Source organism: Streptomyces sp. NPDC056486 (assembly GCF_042795295.1).
GTDB lineage: Bacteria > Actinomycetota > Actinomycetes > Streptomycetales > Streptomycetaceae > Streptomyces.
In genome coordinates, this window is sequence record NZ_JBHTSF010000040.1 from 26,487 (window position 1) to 43,514 (window position 17,028).

General features: G+C 70.7%; 14 protein-coding genes. 8 read left to right on the forward strand and 6 right to left on the reverse strand.

Going from position 1 to position 17,028, the window contains the following annotated elements:
* The first annotated feature begins 180 nt into the window (after positions 1-180).
* From ACFQ7F_RS18190 to ACFQ7F_RS18200, 3 genes are all read left to right on the forward strand, one after another.
* The gene (locus tag ACFQ7F_RS18190; RefSeq protein ID WP_383271447.1) at positions 181-1,347 is read left to right on the forward strand and encodes an acyl-CoA dehydrogenase family protein; all 1,167 of its coding nucleotides are present in this window, start codon (positions 181-183) and stop codon (positions 1,345-1,347) included.
* A gap of 8 nt (positions 1,348-1,355) precedes the next feature.
* Entirely contained in the window at positions 1,356-2,273 is a 918-nt protein-coding gene (locus ACFQ7F_RS18195; RefSeq protein WP_383271449.1) for an acyl-CoA dehydrogenase family protein, read from the forward strand.
* A 441-nt stretch (positions 2,274-2,714) separates the two neighbouring features.
* Positions 2,715-3,248 (forward strand): ATP-binding protein, encoded by a 534-nt coding sequence (locus ACFQ7F_RS18200; protein ID WP_383271451.1) that lies wholly within the window; start codon positions 2,715-2,717, stop codon positions 3,246-3,248.
* 412 nt (positions 3,249-3,660) lie between these two features.
* Here the strand turns inward: ACFQ7F_RS18200 and ACFQ7F_RS18205 are convergent, their stop codons facing one another.
* The gene (locus ACFQ7F_RS18205) at positions 3,661-4,650 is read right to left on the reverse strand and encodes a cyclase family protein (protein WP_383271453.1); all 990 of its coding nucleotides are present in this window, start codon (positions 4,648-4,650) and stop codon (positions 3,661-3,663) included.
* Positions 4,651-4,734: 84 nt separating this feature from the next.
* Here ACFQ7F_RS18205 and ACFQ7F_RS18210 point away from each other — a divergent pair, with 84 nt between their 5' ends.
* The 3 genes from ACFQ7F_RS18210 to ACFQ7F_RS18220 are packed head-to-tail and all read left to right on the forward strand — an operon-like array spanning position 4,735 to position 8,059.
* Positions 4,735-5,646 (forward strand): SDR family oxidoreductase, encoded by a 912-nt coding sequence (locus tag ACFQ7F_RS18210; protein WP_383271455.1) that lies wholly within the window; start codon positions 4,735-4,737, stop codon positions 5,644-5,646.
* Positions 5,647-5,660: 14 nt separating this feature from the next.
* Positions 5,661-6,968 (forward strand): acyl-CoA dehydrogenase family protein, encoded by a 1,308-nt coding sequence (locus tag ACFQ7F_RS18215; protein WP_383271457.1) that lies wholly within the window; start codon positions 5,661-5,663, stop codon positions 6,966-6,968.
* Positions 6,965-8,059, forward strand: a complete 1,095-nt coding sequence (locus tag ACFQ7F_RS18220) for a Zn-dependent alcohol dehydrogenase (RefSeq protein WP_383271459.1) — start codon at positions 6,965-6,967, stop codon at positions 8,057-8,059. The genes ACFQ7F_RS18215 and ACFQ7F_RS18220 overlap by 4 nt, the downstream gene beginning before the upstream one ends.
* Positions 8,060-8,558: 499 nt before the next feature.
* Here the strand turns inward: ACFQ7F_RS18220 and ACFQ7F_RS18225 are convergent, their stop codons facing one another.
* Positions 8,559-9,563 carry a GlxA family transcriptional regulator gene (locus ACFQ7F_RS18225; RefSeq protein WP_383271461.1) on the reverse strand — a complete coding sequence of 335 codons (1,005 nt, stop codon included), beginning with the start codon at positions 9,561-9,563 and terminating at the stop codon, positions 8,559-8,561.
* Positions 9,564-9,715: 152 nt separating this feature from the next.
* On the opposite strand from ACFQ7F_RS18225, the gene ACFQ7F_RS18230 reads away from it, so the two are divergent.
* A complete protein-coding gene (locus tag ACFQ7F_RS18230) occupies positions 9,716-10,999 on the forward strand; it encodes an MFS transporter (RefSeq protein ID WP_383271509.1) in 1,284 nt (427 codons plus the stop codon).
* Here the strand turns inward: ACFQ7F_RS18230 and ACFQ7F_RS18235 are convergent.
* The 4 genes from ACFQ7F_RS18235 to ACFQ7F_RS18250 all read right to left on the reverse strand — a co-directional run bounded on the left by ACFQ7F_RS18235 (position 10,992) and on the right by ACFQ7F_RS18250 (position 16,284).
* Positions 10,992-11,621, reverse strand: a complete 630-nt coding sequence (locus tag ACFQ7F_RS18235) for a flavin reductase family protein (protein WP_383271463.1) — start codon at positions 11,619-11,621, stop codon at positions 10,992-10,994. The two genes, ACFQ7F_RS18230 and ACFQ7F_RS18235, sit on opposite strands and share 8 nt — an antisense overlap.
* A gap of 95 nt (positions 11,622-11,716) precedes the next feature.
* Complete coding sequence (locus ACFQ7F_RS18240) at positions 11,717-12,520, reverse strand: enoyl-CoA hydratase/isomerase family protein (protein WP_383271465.1); 804 nt, start codon at positions 12,518-12,520, stop codon at positions 11,717-11,719.
* 85 nt (positions 12,521-12,605) lie between these two features.
* Positions 12,606-14,831 carry an acetate--CoA ligase family protein gene (locus ACFQ7F_RS18245; protein WP_383271467.1) on the reverse strand — a complete coding sequence of 742 codons (2,226 nt, stop codon included), beginning with the start codon at positions 14,829-14,831 and terminating at the stop codon, positions 12,606-12,608.
* A 289-nt stretch (positions 14,832-15,120) separates the two neighbouring features.
* The gene (locus tag ACFQ7F_RS18250) at positions 15,121-16,284 is read right to left on the reverse strand and encodes a flavin-containing monooxygenase (protein ID WP_383271469.1); all 1,164 of its coding nucleotides are present in this window, start codon (positions 16,282-16,284) and stop codon (positions 15,121-15,123) included.
* Positions 16,285-16,548: 264 nt separating this feature from the next.
* Here ACFQ7F_RS18250 and ACFQ7F_RS18255 point away from each other — a divergent pair, with 264 nt between their 5' ends.
* Entirely contained in the window at positions 16,549-16,992 is a 444-nt protein-coding gene (locus ACFQ7F_RS18255; RefSeq protein WP_383271471.1) for a Zn-ribbon domain-containing OB-fold protein, read from the forward strand.
* Positions 16,993-17,028: the final 36 nt, after the last annotated feature.

Genomic DNA, 17,028 nt, shown 5'->3' on the forward strand with positions numbered 1-17,028 from the left:
AGACAGACAGCTGACGGTCAGGTAGCTGACGGATAGTCAGATCGTGCCGAGAGCGTAAGGCTCACCGCCTTGTCGGTCCAGGGGTGCGGAGCTAGCCTGCCATCTGACGGGTCATCAGATCGCCCGCCGGGACTGGACGCGCGGCCGGAGGAGACACCATGACCGACAGGCGGGCCTGACGTGGACCTCACGTACACCGATGAGGAGGAATCCTTCCGGGCCGGACTGCGCGAGTGGCTGGCCAAGACGCTGCCCCAACTGCCCGCACGGCCCGACCCGTTGGACTGGCCCGGCAGGCGCGCGTACGACATGGGGTGGCAGCGCAGGCTGTACGACGCGGGGTACGCGGGCCTGCACTGGCCCGTCGACGCGGGCGGCCGTGGGGCCACCCCCACCCAGCACCTCATCTTCCTGGAGGAGACGGAGAAGGCGGGCGCGCCCTACGTGGGGGCGAACTTCGTGGGTCTGCTGCACGCGGGCCCGACCATCGCCTCCGAAGGGACGCCGGAACAGCGGGCCCGATGGCTGCCGCCCGTCCTTCGCGGCGACGAGGTGTGGTGCCAGGGGTTCAGCGAGCCGGACGCGGGCTCGGACCTCGCGTCACTGCGCACGCGCGCGTGGCGGGACGGCGACGACTACGTGGTGAGCGGTTCCAAGATCTGGACCTCGCACGCGGAGGTCGCCGACTGGTGCGAGCTCCTCGTGCGTACGACACCGGTGAGCGAGGACGTGCCCAAGCACCGCGGCATCTCCTGGCTCGCGATGCCGATGGACGCCCCCGGGATCACGGTCAGGCCGCTGCGCACGCTCGCGGGCTCGGCCGAGTTCGCCGAGATGTTCCTCGACGAGGTGCGGGTTCCGGTGGCGAACCGGGTCGGCGCGGAGAACGACGGCTGGCGCGTGACGATGGTGACGCTGTCCTACGAGCGCGGGACGGCCTTCGTGGGGGAGGTCGTCGCCTGCCGCCGTGTCCTGGGCGAGCTCGCCCGCGAGGCCCGCAAGAACGGGCGCTGGGACGACGCAGTCCTGCGTCGCAGGCTCGGCAGGCTGAGCGCGGAGTTCGGGGCGCTGTGGCGGCTCACGCAGTGGAACGTGAGCGAGTCGCAGCGGGCGGGGAGCGGTGTGCCGGGGGTGGGCGGGTCCGTCTTCAAGCTGCGGTACTCGTACGCACGACAGGAGCTGTACGAGGCCGCGGGCGAGGTCCTGGGCCCCGGCGCGCTCGACCTGGACCACGAGTGGACCCTGGACCGGCTCTCCTCCCTCTCGTACACGATCGCCGCCGGGACCTCGCAGATCCAGCAGAACATCGTGGCCGAGCGGATACTCGGCCTCCCGAAGGGGCGGTGAGGGTTCGTATGGACTTCCAACTGACGGAGGACCAGCGGGCGTTGCGGGGCGGTGTGCGGGAGATCTTGGAGGGTCGGTTCGACGTGGGTGCCTTGCGGGCCGCCGCGGACTCCTCCGGGGTTCCCTCGCTGGACCGGGCCCTTTGGCGGGAGCTGGGGGACGCCGGGTTCTTCTCGCTGCGGGTGCCGGAGGAGGAGGGCGGGGTCGGACTCGGACTTCCTGAAGCCGTGTTGGCCTTCGAGGAGGCGGGGCGGGCGCTGCTTCCCGGACCGCTGGTGGCCACGTTCCTCGCGGCGCGGGACGTCGAGGGTGCGGATCGGGGGGCGGTCGTGGTGACTGCTGTATCCGGCGGGCTCGGTGGCGGGATCGAGGGGGGACTTGGTGGCGGGCTCGTTCCCTGGCTGGACGAGGCGGATGTGGTCCTGGGGGATGTCTCCGGCGCCGTTCCGCTGCGGTCCGTCGATCCGCTGACGCCACTGCACCGGGTGCCCGGTGGCGGGGCGGGGGCGAGGACAGGGACGGAGGCGGAGGCGGACCTGCTGATCGCCGCCGAGCAGGTGGGCAGCGCGGGGAAGACCTGCGAGATGGCCGTCCAGTATGCCCGGGAACGTACGCAATTCGGCCAGGCCATCGGGGCATTTCAGGCCGTCAAGCACCTCTGTGCACAGATGCTCGTCCGCACCGAGGTCGCCCGGGCCGCCGTCTACGCCGCGGCCGTCACCGGTGACGTACTGGAGATCGCGGGAGCCAAGCTGCTCGCCGACGAGGCGGCGGTGCGGGGCGCGCGGGACTGTCTTCAGGTGCACGGCGGGATGGGGTTCACCTGGGAGGCCGACGTACATCTGCATCTGAAGCGGGCCTGGGTGCGGGCCGGCCTCGGGCGGACGGCGGCCCGGGCGGAGGAGGAGCTGGCGGCGGCGCTGTGAGGCCTGTGGCCTGTGGGGCCTCTGTGCGAAGAGTGATCGACTTGTGGAGTCCCCCAAGTGGGGGGAGGCTACTGAGCGTCGATATCGGGTTGTGTCCTAGGCGTGACTCGTCACGGCATGGAGTCGGGCTTCCGCTCCGGTACCTTGTGTGAGATGCGAGTGGTTCTGAGGTCGAGCCATGCCGGTGTTGCCCCTGAGGCAGCGCCGGACCTGGCAATGCGTGCCGCTCGCAGTGCAGGAAGGGGCTGTATGCCCGCCTGTTCGACCCCCCGCAGCGCGCGTCGCACAGTATGCCGCACGCGTACTCCTTCGCGCTGGTATATGCCTGAAGCGCTTGTTGGGGTGACTGAACGTCAACCATGCTGTCTCTCAAGGGGATCACGTTCCGTGACCCTTTGGAGTCGCGAGGCGATGTGTCCGCCGGTTCGGATGGTGTGAGCGGTGCAGGTGCTTCATGTTCAGCTGGAGGTCAGGCCCGACCCCGCGGAGGTGGGGCGGGCCCGCAGGTGGGCGCGTTCGCGGCTCGCCTGTTCCGGGATAGGGGTCGACGAGCCGCTGGCCGAGACGTTGATCCTGCTGATCTCGGAGCTCGTCACCAACGCGGTCGTGCATACGGGCTGTCCGGCCGTACTGCGCATGCGGCTCCCGGACGCCCCCGATGCCGCCGATGAAGCCGCGGCCACGGGGAGCACGGGAGGCTCGGGCGCCGCGCAGGCGGGGCCCGGGACCGTTCGGGTCGAGGTCGCCGACGCCAGTGCGCGCCCGCCGACACCGCGGCGCGCGGACGGCGACGCGACCAACGGCCGCGGCCTCGAACTCGTCGAGGGCCTCGCCGACCGCTGGGGCTGGCAGGCCGAAGGTGTGGGCAAGAGCATCTGGTGCGAGGTGGACCGGTGCGAGCCGGGCGTCGAGGCGGCCGCGTTCGACGGAGCGACCTATGAGGACTACGAGGGCGTCGCATACGAGGCGGTCTGAGCCCCGCATCTCGGCGCCGTGCGCCTGCGTATCGGCACCGGACGCCCGCATGCCGGCGTCGAACGCCTGTATGCGCCGCCGAGTGCCACGGTGCGCGGCCGTGCGCAGCCGGTACAAAAACGGCATAATTCACTAATCATCGAACGGGTGTTGACGTACCGTGTCCGCGTGGTCACGCTTGTGTGCAGCGATTCGCCGCGAGGGGACGTCGAGGGACTGTGGCCTGTGGCCCGGCCCTTGACGAGATGTGGGTCGCCGTCGGCGCCGGTCCCTTCGTGGCCGGAGAAGGCAGGACCTGTGCGCCGGAGCCGGATGGCGGCGCGTGCGGCAACGCGCTCGGGCGGGAGCCGGGGCGCCGCCATCCGAAGGCTCACGGGCCGCAGGCCACGGCTCGCAGATCACATCCCGCAGATCACAGCACCGCGACCGGTGCTACGGGCGTTCCCGTGCCGCCGATGAACGGCTCGGGCATCGCGGAGAGCAGGAAGCTGTAGCGGGAAACTTCTGCACAGGCTGTGGACAACTTTTCCAGATTCCAGTTCTGGCCCTGCAGCATCCCCATCTCGACCAGGTCGAGCGCGTGCACGGGCAGCCAGAGGTTCTCGATCTCGGGCGGGAAGATCTCGAAGGTGAGAGTGTCGTTGGCGACCGCCGCGACATCCCGCGCGTGGAACCACTCCGGGGTGCGGATCGAGAGGCCGGGGGACGGATAGCCGTACGCGTGCTTGTCGCCCGCCAGATAGGTCTGGATCTGCCCCGTGCGTACGAGGACGATGTCGCCGGCGCGGACGGTGAGCCCCGCGAACTCCTCGGCCTCCGCGAGGTCTTCGGGGGTGACCGCGTGATCGCCGGGCAGCCGGTCGACGCCCTTGGCGCGGGCGACGTCGAGCAGGACGCCGCGTGAGACGAGGTGCGGCACCTTGTCGATGCCGCTGAACCGGGCGCCGGTGTGGGCGGCGATGGTGTCCGCGGGGCGGCCGTTGTAGATCTTTCCCGAGTGCGACGCGTGGGTGAGGGCGTCCCAGTGGGTGGCTGTCTGCAGCCCCATCGTGACCGCGTCGTCGCTGGTGGCGACCGTGCCGGGGCCGAAGAGCTCCTGGTTGATCTGCACCATCGTGTGGAGGGGGTTGACCCGGCCGGGTATCAGGCCGGTCTGGACGCCGTCCTCCTTGAGGTCAAGCGCGATCGGAATGCGCCTACCGGCGCGAATGGTGGCGGCGGCCTCGCGTACGACCTCGTCGGTGATGAGGTTGAGGGTGCCGATCTCGTCGTCGGCTCCCCAACGGCCCCAGTTGTTGACGCGTTTGGCGATGTCGTGGAACTCGGGTGGCAGGGCGGAGGGGGTGGAGCTGGGGGCGGTGGTGCCTGTGGATGCCGAGTCTGAGGGTGCCGAGTCTGACATGGGTCCTCCCCGGGGCTTGTCTTCTGGTATCTGACGGGTCATAGAATCTAACGGTCCGTCAGAAACCGCGGGAAGGGGCCGGACGTGGGGAACTTCTTGGCAGGCAAGGTGGTGGCCGTGACCGGTGCCGGGCGCGGCATCGGCAGGGCGGTCGCTCTCGCCGCCGCAGCCGAGGGCGCGAGGGTCGTCGTGAACGACTACGGCGTCTCCATGGAGGGCGCGGAACCGACCAGCGAGATAGCCGACGGCGTGGTCAAGGAGATCCAGGCGGCGGGCGGCGAGGCCGTCGCCGTCGCCGACGACATCTCGACCATGGCGGGCGGCCAGCGGATCGTGGACATCGCGCTCGCCGAGTACGGGCGCATCGACGGTGTGGTGTGCGTCGCCGGGATCCTGCGCGAGCGGATGCTCTTCAACATGTCCGAGCAGGAGTGGGACCCGGTGATCGCCACGCACCTGAAGGGCACGTTCACCGTCTTCAAGGCCGCATCGGCGGTCATGCGGAAGCAGGGCACGGGGACGCTGATCGGCTTCACGAGCGGCAACCACCAGGGGTCCGTCGCGCAGGCCAATTACAGCGCGGCCAAGGGCGGGATCATCTCGCTGGTGCGGAGTGCGGCGCTCGGTTTGAACAAGTACGGCGTGACGGCGAATGCGGTGGCGCCCGTCGCGCGGACGAGGATGTCCGCCAACGTGCCCATGGAGCTGAAGGAGATCGGGGAGCCGGAGGACGTGGCCGCGCTCGTCACGTACCTGCTGAGCGACCGGGCGCGCGAGGAGAAGATCACCGGGCAGGTCTATACGGTCGCCGGACCGAAGATCGCCGTATGGGCCCAGCCCCGTGAGCTGCGGGCCGGGTATGTCGAGGGCGGCTGGACCCCGGAGAAGATCGCCGACTTCCTGCCGGGGACGGTGGGGGTCGACCCGATGCCGATGCTGGCGCAACTGGAGGCGATGGCGAAGGCCGCCGCCGCCAAAGACCGGCCGAACGCGTAGGCCGGGGCCGGGCGGTGGAGTTCGGATTCGGGCCCGAGGACGAGGAGTTCCGCGCGGAGGCACGGGCCTGGCTCGGTGAGCATCTGACGGGGGTGTTCGCCGGTGCGGTCGGGCGGGGCGGGCCGGGGAGTGAGCACGAGGGGGCGGCGGAACGGCGGGCCTGGGAGCGGGAGTTGGGGCGGGGTGGGTGGATCGGGCTCGGGTGGGATGTGGGGGCGGGGTCGGGTGCGGGGGTGGGTGCGGGTTTGGGTCCGGGGTCTGGCTCTGGTTCTGGCTCGGGTTCGGGGGCGTACTCGGGTGCGTACGGGAATCGTCGGGCGTCGTTGACCCAGCAGGTGGTCTGGGCCGAGGAGTACGCGCGGGCCCGGGCGCCCGGGCGCCACGGCCACATCGGCGAGAACCTGCTGGCCCCGACGCTCATCGCCCACGGCACGCAGGAGCAGCGGGACGAGTTCCTGCCGCCCATCGCACGCGGGGAGACGCTGTGGTGCCAGGGGTACAGCGAGCCGGGCGCCGGGTCGGACCTGGCGGGGCTGCGGACGGTGGCGGTGCGGGACGGGGGCGGGGACGGGGGCGGTGACGTGTACCGCATCACCGGGCAGAAGATCTGGACCTCGCTCGCCCATGAGGCGGACTGGTGCTTCGTGCTCGCGCGGACGGAGGAGGGGTCCCGTGGGCACCGGGGGATTTCGTTCCTGCTGGTGCCGATGGATCAGCCCGGACGTATCGAGGTGCGGCCCGTACGGCAGTTGACGGGCACGAGCGAGTTCAACGAGGTCTTCTTCGACGGGGCGATCGCGCGTGCCTCGCACGTGGTGGGCGGTGCCGGGAACGGGTGGCGCGTGGCCATGGGGCTGCTGGGATTCGAGCGGGGCGTCTCCACGCTCGTGCAGCAGATCGGGTTCGCGGAGGAGTTGGAGGGCGTGGTCCGGGAGGCCGTCGACAGCGGGGCCGTCGAGGATCCCGTACTGCGGGAGCGGCTCGTACGGCAGTGGGCGGAGTTGCGGGTCATGCGGTGGAACGCGCTGCGTACGTTGGGCAGTTCGAGCGGTAGCGCCACTGGTGACGAGGGCGCGCCCAGTGTGGCCAAGCTCCTGTGGGGGCGGTGGCATCAGCGGCTGGGGGAGCTGGCCATGGGGGTGCGGGGGGCCGTGGCTGCCGTCGGGCCCGCGGACTGGAGCGAGAGCGCTCCTTACGAACTCGACGCCCTGCAAAGGCTCTTCCTCTTCACGCGGGCCGACACCATCTACGGCGGCTCGGACGAGATTCAGCGGAACATCATCGCCGAGCGCGTGCTCGGCCTGCCGAGGGAGGCGCGATGAGGGGTGTCGTTTTCGACAGGAGCAGGGCCGAGGGGAGCCGGGGCGGGGGGAACGGAGGGAACGGCGTCGAGGTGGTCGACGACCTTGAGATACGGGTCCCCGGGCCGGGGGAGGTGCTTGTCGCCGTCAAGGCCGCGGGTCTCTGCCACAGCGATCTGTCCGTGATCGACGGGACCATTCCCTTCCCTTCGCCGGTGGTGCTCGGGCATGAAGGGGCGGGGGTGGTGGAGGCGGTCGGTGCGGGCGTGACGCATGTGGAGATCGGCGATCACGTGGCGCTCTCGACCATTGCCAGCTGCGGGGCCTGCGGGGAGTGCAACCGGGGGCGGCCGACGATGTGCCGGCGGGCGATCGGGATGCCGGACCAGCCGTTCTCGCGGGGCGGCAAGCCGGTCTATCAGTTCGCGGCGAACTCCGCTTTCGCGGAACGCACGGTGGTGAAGGCCGTGCAGGCCGTGAAGATCCCGCAGGACATTCCGCTGACGTCGGCCGCGTTGATCGGGTGCGGGGTGGTGACGGGGGTCGGCGCTGTCCTCAACCGCGCGAAGGTGGATCGCGGGGACAGTGTGGTGGTCATCGGGACCGGGGGCATCGGCCTGAATGTGCTGCAGGGGGCGCGGATCGCGGGGGCGACGCGGATCGTGGCCGTCGACTCGAACCCTGAGAAGGAGGGCGTGGCGCGGCAGTTCGGGGCGACGCACTTCTTGTCCTCGGCGGAGGGGGACGCGGTCAAGGAGATCCTGCCGACGGGGGCCGACCACGCGTTTGAGTGCGTGGGCCGGGTCGAGCTGATCCGGCAGGCGATCGACCTTCTGGACCGGCATGGGCAGGCGGTGCTGCTCGGGGTTCCGGCGGCGACGGCCGAGGCGTCGTTCCTGGTGTCGTCACTGTTCCTGGACAAGTCGATCCTGGGTTGCCGATACGGGTCGGCGCGACCGCAGCGGGACTTCGCGCTGTACGCGGAGCTGTATCGGGAGGGGCGGCTGCTCCTCGACGAGCTGGTGACGGAGACGTACCCGGTGGAGGACTTCGCCAAGGCGGTGGCGGATGCGGAGGCGGGGCGGGTGGCGCGGGGGGTGCTGACGTTCTGAGGGGTCTCGCCGGGGGCGGCTGTAGCGGGGCGGCCCGGGTGCGGGTGCGGGTGCGGTTCCGGTCCGGTTGTGGGGGCGGGGCCGCGCCGGTATGTCCGTCCTCGCTATCCGCTACTGGTCGCTGCCCGCTTCGGTGGGGGGGAGCGCTGAGTACCGTGCTCCGGGCAGACATACCGACACGTCCCCTCGCGTCTCGATGCCGACTGCGGGTGTGTCGGGGCTGGTCCCATGGCTGGGGCGCGTCGCGTCCTGCCTGCTTGCCTGCCGACGTCCAATGCCCCACCCCGTCGGTGGCACCTGTGCTCTCCCACCGGCCCCCCCCGGTGGCACCCGAGCTCTCCCGCCCACCCCCGCCTGTGCCAATCAATCCACCCGCCCACCGCTTGGCGACGCGGGGCAATCGGGCGGGTGGGAGGGAAAGGCTTGTTCGTTCAGGACTGGACGCGGGGTGATCGGGCGGGTGGTGGGGAAGGCCTGTTCGGGGCGGGGGTACCCCGGGTCACCGCAAGGCCCGTTGGGCGAAGGTGCGGCGGTATGCCGTCGGGGTTACGCCCAGGGCCGCCTGCAAGTGCTGCCGCATGGACTGGGCCGTGCCGAACCCCGCGTCCCGGGCGACCTGGTCGACGGAGAGGTCGCTGGACTCCAGGAGGTGCCGAGCCCGTTCGACCCGCTGCTGCGTCAGCCACTGCCCGGGGCTGATCCCCACCTCCTCGCGGAACCGGCGCGTAAAGGTGCGTACGGACATGGATTCCTGATCCGCCATGTCGCGGAGCTGAATCGGCTCGTGGAGTCGGGCAAGGGCCCAGGCCCGCGCAGACGTCGTGGTCGCGAACTGGGGTTCAGGGACCGGGCGTTGGATGTACTGGGCCTGGCCACCGTCCCGGTGCGGGGGCACCACCGTACGGCGGGCGACGTCATTGGCGACGGCCGCCCCGTGGTCGCTGCGTACGACATGGAGACAGAGGTCGAGGCCCGCCGCCACACCCGCCGAGGTGAGGACATCCCCGTCGTCGATGAACAGCACCTCCGCGTCCACCGTGATCCGGGGGAAGAGGCGCTGGAAGTGCTCCGCCGACGACCAGTGCGTCGTCGCGGTGCGGCCGTCGAGATAGCCCGCGGCGGCGAGGACGTAGCCGCCGGTGCAGATGGAGATCAGGCGCGTGCCCGGCGTGATGTGGGCGAGTGCTGACGTCAGTTCGTCGGTCAGGCGGCCTTCCTCGTAGACCGGGCCCAGTTCGTACGACGCCGGGATCACGACTGTGTCGGCCGTGGCCAGGCATTCCGGGCCGTTCTCCACGAGGATCGCGAAGTCGGCGTCCGTGCGCACCGGGCCCGGAGCGCGGACGGAGGCGGTCACGACCTCGTACAGCGGCGCGCCGTCGGCGGTCCTCGCGCGGCCGAAGATCCGCTGCGGGATGCCGAACTCGAAGGGGATGACGCCGTCCATGGCGAGGACCACCACGCGGTGAGGGGTGGCGGTGGTGGTGCCGGTCGATGAGGCCATGGCCCGATTCTAGCTAATGCTGTCCTTTGGGCCACTCGTTCGGGAGTCGAGCGACCCGGATGCTGTTTGTCGTGACCCAGACAGACGTGAATCAGCCGGTCGAGCCGCCCGTGGACGCGGCGGGGCCGCCCGTGGAGACGCCGGGGCCCTCCATGGAGGCGCCGAGGCAGCGGCGTCGTATCCACCGGGCGTGGTTCGTCGCCGCCGTGACCTTCGTGACGATCATTGGTGCCGCGGCCTTCCGGTCCCTGCCGGGCCTGCTCATCGACCCGCTGCACGAGGAGTTCGACTGGTCGCGCGGCACGATCGGCCTCGCGGTCTCCATCAATCTCGCGCTGTACGGGCTCACCGCGCCGTTCGCCGCCGCGCTCATGGACCGCTTCGGCATCCGGAAGGTGGTGGCCGTCGCTCTTGTCGTGATCGCGCTCGGGTCCGGTCTTACCGTCTGGATGGAGTCCGCCTGGCAGTTGTTGCTGTGCTGGGGGCTGCTCGTCGGGCTCGGGTCGGGGTCCATGGCGCTCGCCTTCGCCGCCACCGTCACCAACCGGTGGTTCACCACACGGCGCGGCCTCGTCACCGGCATCCTGACGGCCGCCTCCGCCTCCGGGCAGCTGATCTTCCTGCCGGTGCTCTCCTGGCTCGTGGACGCCTACAACTGGCGCCCCGCCGCGGTGACCGTCGCCTTGGCCGCGCTCGTCGTCGTTCCGTTCGTGTGGCTGCTGTTGCGCGATCATCCCGCGGACGTGGGCCTGAAGCCGTACGGGTCCGAGGAGTTCGTGGAGAAGCCGCCGCCCGCCACGGGGGCCGCGCGGCGTGCGGTCACCGTGCTGTTCAAGGCGGCCCGCACCGGACCGTTCTGGCTGCTGGCCGGGACCTTCGCCATCTGCGGCGCCTCGACGAACGGTCTGATCCAGACGCACTTCGTGCCCGCCGCACACGACCACCACATGCCGGTCAGGGCGGCCGCGTCGCTCCTCGCCGTCATCGGCATCTTCGACGTCGTGGGCACGATCGCGTCCGGCTGGTTCACGGACCGCTTCGACGCGCGGCGGCTGCTCGCCGTCTACTACTCGCTGCGCGGCATCTCGCTGCTCTTCCTGCCGCTGCTGCTCGATTCGACGGTGAACCCGCCGATGATCTTCTTCATCGTCTTCTACGGCCTCGACTGGGTGGCGACCGTGCCGCCGACCCTCGCCCTCTGCCGCGAGCAGTACGGCGACGACAGCGCCATCGTCTTCGGCTGGGTGCTCGCGTCGCACCAGGTGGGTGCCGCGCTCGTGGCATTCATCGGCGGTGTCGTGCGGGACACCTTCGGGAAGTACGACGTGATGTGGATCGCCTCGGGGGCGCTGTGCGCGGTGGCGGCGCTGATGTCCCTGGTCATCCGGCGTCGGATCGGTGACGACGAGACAGCCGCGCGGCCCGCGCTCACGTAGCGAACTTGCCGAACCCGCCGAACTTGCCCCGGTGGAACAGGAGCGGTTCGCCGTCGTCGGTGGCGCCCAGGGCGTCCACGCGGCCGACCACGATCAGGTGGTCGCCCCCGGTGTGCACCGCCTGGATCGTGCAGTCGATCCAGGCCGGTACGCCGGCCAGGCGGGGCGAGCCGGAGACGGGCGCGGAGTCGTACACGACACCGGCGAACTTGTCGGCGCCGCTCACCGCGAAACCGCGGCACAGCGCGCCCTGGCCAGCGCCCAGGACGTTGACGCAGAAGACGCCCGCGCGGGCGATGCGCGGCCACGTCGTCGACGTACGCGCGACCATGAAGGAGACGAGGGGCGGGTCGAGGGAGAGCGCGGAGAAGGACTGACAGGCGAATCCGGCCGGGCCCGGTTCGCCTTCGGATGCCGGTGCTGTCACAACGGTCACGCCGGTCGCGAAGTTCCCGAGGACGCGCCGGAATTCGCCCGCGTCGAGGGGCGCCCGCTCGTCGTCGCCGACCGCCCGCAGCCGCGGGCGCGGGCGCGGAAGGGCTTCGACCGGTCCTGTGGTGGTCGGTGCTCCGACCGACCTGAGGTATCGGACGGCGGTGGCCGCCATTCCCGCATGTCCCATCACATCAATCATTGAAGCTGACGGGGCATCAGATTGGAAGAGTGTGGGGGCGGTCCCGTGCATCCTTGGTGTGTCGTGGGAGTCCTCGGACGGACTCAACGTCCCTCGTACGAAGGTGAACGGCGTTCCACGAAGCTGGCCACGCCCTCGTTCGCGTCCGCCGTCGTCATGTTGATCTCCTGCGCCGCGGCCTCCGCCGCGAAGGCCGTCGCGCGGTCCGATTCGAGCGCCGCGTTGACCAGTTGCTTGGTCATGGCGATGGCGCGGGTCGGCCCGCTCGCGAGGCGTTCCGCCCAGGCGCGGGCCGTCTTCTCCAGCTCGTCGACGGGCACGACGCGGTTGACGAGCCCGAGCCGTTCGGCGTCCGCGGCCGGCACGGAGTCCCCGAAGAACATCAGCTCCTTGGCCCGCTGCGGCCCGATGAGACGGGGCAGCAGATAGGCCCCGCCGCCGTCCGGGACCAGGCCACGGCGCACGAACACCTCGATGAACTTGGCCTGTTCGGCGGCGATGACGAGATCGCAGGCGAAGGCGAGATGCGCGCCGATCCCGGCCGCGGTCCCGTTCACCGCGGCGATCACCGGCTTCTCGCAGTCAAGGACGGCGGAAACGAGGCGCTGGGCGCCCAGCTTGATCGTGCGGGCCACGTCACCGGGCACGCGCTCGGCACTGCCCGGCGCACCGCGCAGATCGGCCCCCGCGCAGAAGCCCTTGCCGGTCGCGGTGATCACGACCGCACGGACGCCGGGATCGCCGGAGGCTTCGGCGAGCAGCGAGATGACGCGTTCGCGCTGGTCCCAGGTGACGGCGTTCATGGCTTCGGGGCGATTGAGGGTGATCCACGAGACGGCGTTGTCAGTGGCGTGGAGTACCAATGAGTCGAGGGAGGTGTCCGACATGGGCGAGTGGCTCCGAATCGTGTGCGGGGTGATCAGGTGGGTTGGCGGGAAACACCCGCTGCGAAGCGGTGGTCTGCTGCGACACTCACCGGCATACGGCCAAGGCATCGAGCGCGACAGCGCCCTGCCCCCGCGGCAACACCATCAGGGGGTTGATATCCAGCTCCGCAAGTTCGTCACCAAGCTCAAGAGCCATCCGCTGTACCCGAAGCACCACCTCGACGAGGGCGTCGATGTCGGCCGGGGGCGCGCCACGGACCCCGTCGAGCAACGGCCTCCCGCGCAGCTCGGAGAGCATCGCAAGCGCCTGGTCCTCACCGAAGGGCGGCACCCGCACGGCCACGTCCCGCAGGACCTCGACAAGGACACCCCCGAGCCCGACGGTCACCGTCGGCCCGAACAGGTCGTCGTGCGTCACGCCCACCACCATCTCGACGCCCCGCTCCACCATCTGGCAGACAAGGACGCCGTCCAGCGCGATCCCTTCGTAGCGGGCGATGTCGGTCAGTTCCCGATAGGCGTCGCGCACCTGGCTGGCCGAGGTCAACCCGACCTTCACCAGGCCCAGTTCCGTCTTGTGGGCAAGGTGCGCCCCGGACGCCTTCATCACCACCGGGTAGCCGACGAGCCCCGCCGCCCGCACGGCGGCCGCCGCACTGGTCACCAACTGCTCGCGCGGCACGCGAATCCCGTACGCGCGCAGCAACTGCTTCGCCGCGTGCTCGCTCAGCTGCTGACCGGGCCGCATCAGGGCCTGGGCCTTGCGGAAAGAGGGGGAGGCCGTGCGCGGCGCGTCGGCGAAAGGGGAGCGGTAGCGGGTCGTGAACCGGTGGTGGTCCAGATAGGCGCGCACCGCCGTGATGCAGTTGGCGAACGTGCGGAAGGTGGCGACGCGCGACGAGCCGAGCAGCGTCGTGCGGTAGGCCTCCTCGGTGCCCACGGGCGAGCCCCACACCACGCACACCAGCTTGTCGGTCTGCTCCGCCGCGTCCACCAGGTCCTGCGCCAGCTTGTCGCTCATGGGCGGAAAGGGCCCGGTGATGGGACAGATCAGCACCCCCACCTCCGGGTCGTCCAGGATCGCGTCGATGATCTTCCGGCCGCGCCAGTCGCCCACCGGGTGCCCGCCGTTGTCGACGGGGTTCGCGACGTTGAGGTAGTCCGGTATCCACTGGTGCAGCTCCGTCTGCTTGGCGTCGGAGAGGGCGGGAAGCCGAAGCCCCGCCTCGGTCGCCAGGTCCGAGAAGTGCGCGCCCGTGCCGCCCGAGATCGAATACACGACGACGCCCTCGGCCTGCGGAGCCCGCGCCCGCGCCAGCAGGGCGGAGGTGTCCTGAAGTTCGTCGAGCCCGTCCACGCGGATCACGCCGAACTGCCGCATCGCCGCGTCGACGACCGCGTCGGCGCCGGTGAGTTTGCCGGTATGTGAGGCGGCCATGCGGGCGCCGGTCTCGGTGCGGCCGACCTTGACCGCGACGACGGGCACGCCTTGCTGGGCGGCGCGGTCGGCGGCGAGCAGGAAGGAGCGGCCGTCCTTGAGGCCCTCGACGTAACAGGCGATGGCTCCGACCTCAGGGCGTTCGGCGAAGTAGGAGATGAAGTCGGCGGTCTCCAGATCGGCTTCGTTGCCGGTGGGCGCCCAGTGCGAGAGGCGTACGCCGATCTCCTGCATCGTGAAGACGGGGCGGCCCTGGTGGCCGGACTGGGTGATCAGGGCGATCGCCGGTCCTTCGAGGTCGTCGCGGAACTTCTCGAAGGCGTTGAGATTGGTGTTGGGCCCGAGGAGACGGAGCCCCGAGCGCTCCACGGCGGCGGCCAGGCGGGCCTGCGCGGCCGCGCCCTCCTCACCGGTCTCGGCGAATCCGGAGGCGAAGGCGACGGCGAACTTCACCTTGGACTCGGCGAGTTCCTCGATCACGGGAAGGGGGTCACTGACGAGGAGTACGGCCAGATCGACCTGTTCCGGCAGGTCGGCGACGGAGGGGAAGCAGGGTGTGCCGAAGACGGACTGGCGTGTGGGGTGCACGGGATACAGCCGTGCGCCGCCCCGCTCGGCCCAGTCCATGAGCTGACGGGTGATGCCGGTGTTCGGCCGTCCGTCGGCGTCGGACGCGCCGATGACGGCGACGGATTCGGGCCGGAAGAACCGGTCCAGGTCCGGTATGTCGGCGTGCAGGGGCCGTCCGCCGACATCCAGGTCGTCCGCCGTGGCGGCCTGTCCGTGGACGGCGGGTGCCGGGGTCTCGCCGCAGGCCACAACACGCGCGCGGCGGGGGTCGGTGGTGAAGGTGCCGTAAGTCGATCCAAGCATCGGTCCGCCCCGCTCCTGTGTGACAGCAACTCAACTGACGCATAGTCAGATTACTTAACTGACGCTGTGTCAGGAACAGTGCTGCACGCAAAAGCCTGAAGCGGGGCCTGCCCGTACCGCCCGTAACACCCTTGTCGTCCGTGCCGGAACGCTGCCTCATCCGTACCCATGTGCACGCGAGCGCTACCCCGCCCCGGCGGTCGAGGCCACCGGGGCGGGGGGTTCAAGCCATCGGAGAGAGGGGCGCCGCAGGAGAGCCGCCCGAGGGGGTGGGGAGCGAGGGGCCTCGTCAGCTCGCTCTGGACACCGCCTTCGCGATCTTCTCGGCGTCCAGGGCCATTTCGCGCAGCATGCCGCTGATGGGGTTGGTGAACCCGGTGAAGTAGAGGCCGGGGGCCGACTTCGAGGTGCGGGCGCCGCGGACGAGCGGGACGCCCTTCTTGTCGAGTACGCCGAGGTCGCCGATGAGCGGCTCCAGGGCGCGCCGGTATCCCGTGGCCGCGATGACCGCCTCCGGGGCGATCAGCGTGCCGTCGGTGAGGGTGATCTTGCCGTGCTCGAAGGACTCGACGGCCGCGACCGGTTCGACCCGGCCCTTGCGCACCGCGTCGATCAGGCCCACGTCCTGTACCGGGATCGCGCCCTCCTTGACGCGGGAGTACAGGCCGGTGCCGGGGCGCGGCAGCCCCTGCGCGGACAGGTCGGGGACGCTCACCTTCGCGATCGGGCCCGCGAGACGGTCGACGAGCGAGACGGGCAGCCTGCGGCACAGGATGCCCGTGCGCTGCGCGGGCCACCCCGCCGTGGAGCGGCGGACGATGTGCGGCGCGGTGCGCACCGCGAGGCGCACGTGCGCGGCGCCGCCTTCGACGAGGTCGACGGCGATCTCGGCACCGGTGTTGCCCGCGCCCACGACCAGGACGTCCTTGCCCTGGTAGGGGTGCGGGTCGCGGTAGGCGCTCGCGTGCACGAGTTCACCCGTGTACGTGTCGCGGCCGGGCCAGTCAGGCAGGTGGGGGGTGTGGTTGTACCCGGTGGCGATCACGACCGCACTGCCGGTCAGCTCCCGTCCGCCGGTGGCGTGAAGGAGCCAGCCCGTGCCGTCGGCCGCGCGCTCGAGGCGGGAGACCTCGACGCCGGTGACGATCTCCAGCTGGTGGAACTCGGCGTACTTCTCCAGGTAGCGGAGCACGTTGTCACGTGACACCCACCGTCCGAAGGCGCGCGGTATCGCGAGCCCCGGCAGTGCGGAGAGGCGTCGCGTCGTGTGCAGGTGCAGGCGGTCGTAGTGCGTGCGCCAGGAGGCGCCGACCCGGTCGGACTTCTCGAGCACGACCGCGCGTACGCCTCGTGCACGCAGGGCGGCCGCCACGGAGAGTCCGCCGGGTCCGCCGCCGACGACGTACACGGGGCGATCTTGCTGTGGCGTTTGTGGGGGAGTGGTGTCGGCCATGGACCTGAGAGTAATCACGTGGTCACTTGATGGGGGACGGTCAAGCCCCAAACCGGTTGCGAATTGATCACGGGTGTACGCGGCGGACCCTCTGTCCATGGGCTGCGCAGCACGTCGCAGGGCCCGCGCGCCGTACGCCCTCTTGCGTACGCCTCTTGCGCACGGGTCGGGCATGCGCTGAACTGACGTACCGTCAGAAGACGCATCAGGAGCCTGTATCCGGAGTGGGAGAGACCGCCGCATGGACACCATCTGGCTCGAACTGTGAACCCGCGCTTCGACATCCCCGAGCCCGACGCCTTCACCCGCCCCTACTGGGACGCGGCCTCGGAGGGGCAGCTCCTGATCCGCCGCTGCGGGGGGTGCGGCAAGGCGCACCACTACCCGCGCGAGTTCTGCCCGTACTGCTGGAGCGAGGAAGGCGGCTGGGAGCGGGCGAGCGGCCGTGCCACGCTCTACACCTGGTCCGTCGTGCACCGGAACGACCTGCCGCCGTTCGGCACGCGCGTCCCGTACGTCGCCGCGGTCGTCGACCTCGCCGAGGGGCCGCGCATGATGACGGAGATCGTCGACAGCGGGGAGGGCGAGCCGCGGGCCGATCTGCGGATCGGGATGGCGCTGGAGGTCGCGTTCCGTGAGGTGGGGGAGCGGGAAGGGGCGGGGGCGGGGGAGGGTGTGACGGTGCCGGTGTTCAGGCCCGCGCCCTAATCCGTTTCCGCGCGGTACGCGGTCCGGGGGATCATG

Bases quoted from the DNA above. Each gene is read 5' to 3' on its own strand.
- ACFQ7F_RS18195 (WP_383271449.1), top strand. From the start codon at position 1,356: ATGGACTTCCAACTGACGGAGGACCAGCGGGCGTTGCGGGGCGGTGTG.
- ACFQ7F_RS18205 (WP_383271453.1), bottom strand. From the start codon at position 4,650: ATGTCAGACTCGGCACCCTCAGACTCGGCATCCACAGGCACCACCGCC.
- ACFQ7F_RS18220 (WP_383271459.1), top strand. From the start codon at position 6,965: ATGAGGGGTGTCGTTTTCGACAGGAGCAGGGCCGAGGGGAGCCGGGGC.
- ACFQ7F_RS18225 (WP_383271461.1), bottom strand. From the start codon at position 9,563: ATGGCCTCATCGACCGGCACCACCACCGCCACCCCTCACCGCGTGGTG.
- ACFQ7F_RS18230 (WP_383271509.1), top strand. From the start codon at position 9,716: ATGGAGGCGCCGAGGCAGCGGCGTCGTATCCACCGGGCGTGGTTCGTC.
- ACFQ7F_RS18235 (WP_383271463.1), bottom strand. From the start codon at position 11,621: ATGGGACATGCGGGAATGGCGGCCACCGCCGTCCGATACCTCAGGTCG.
- ACFQ7F_RS18240 (WP_383271465.1), bottom strand. From the start codon at position 12,520: ATGTCGGACACCTCCCTCGACTCATTGGTACTCCACGCCACTGACAAC.
- ACFQ7F_RS18245 (WP_383271467.1), bottom strand. From the start codon at position 14,831: ATGCTTGGATCGACTTACGGCACCTTCACCACCGACCCCCGCCGCGCG.
- ACFQ7F_RS18250 (WP_383271469.1), bottom strand. From the start codon at position 16,284: ATGGCCGACACCACTCCCCCACAAACGCCACAGCAAGATCGCCCCGTG.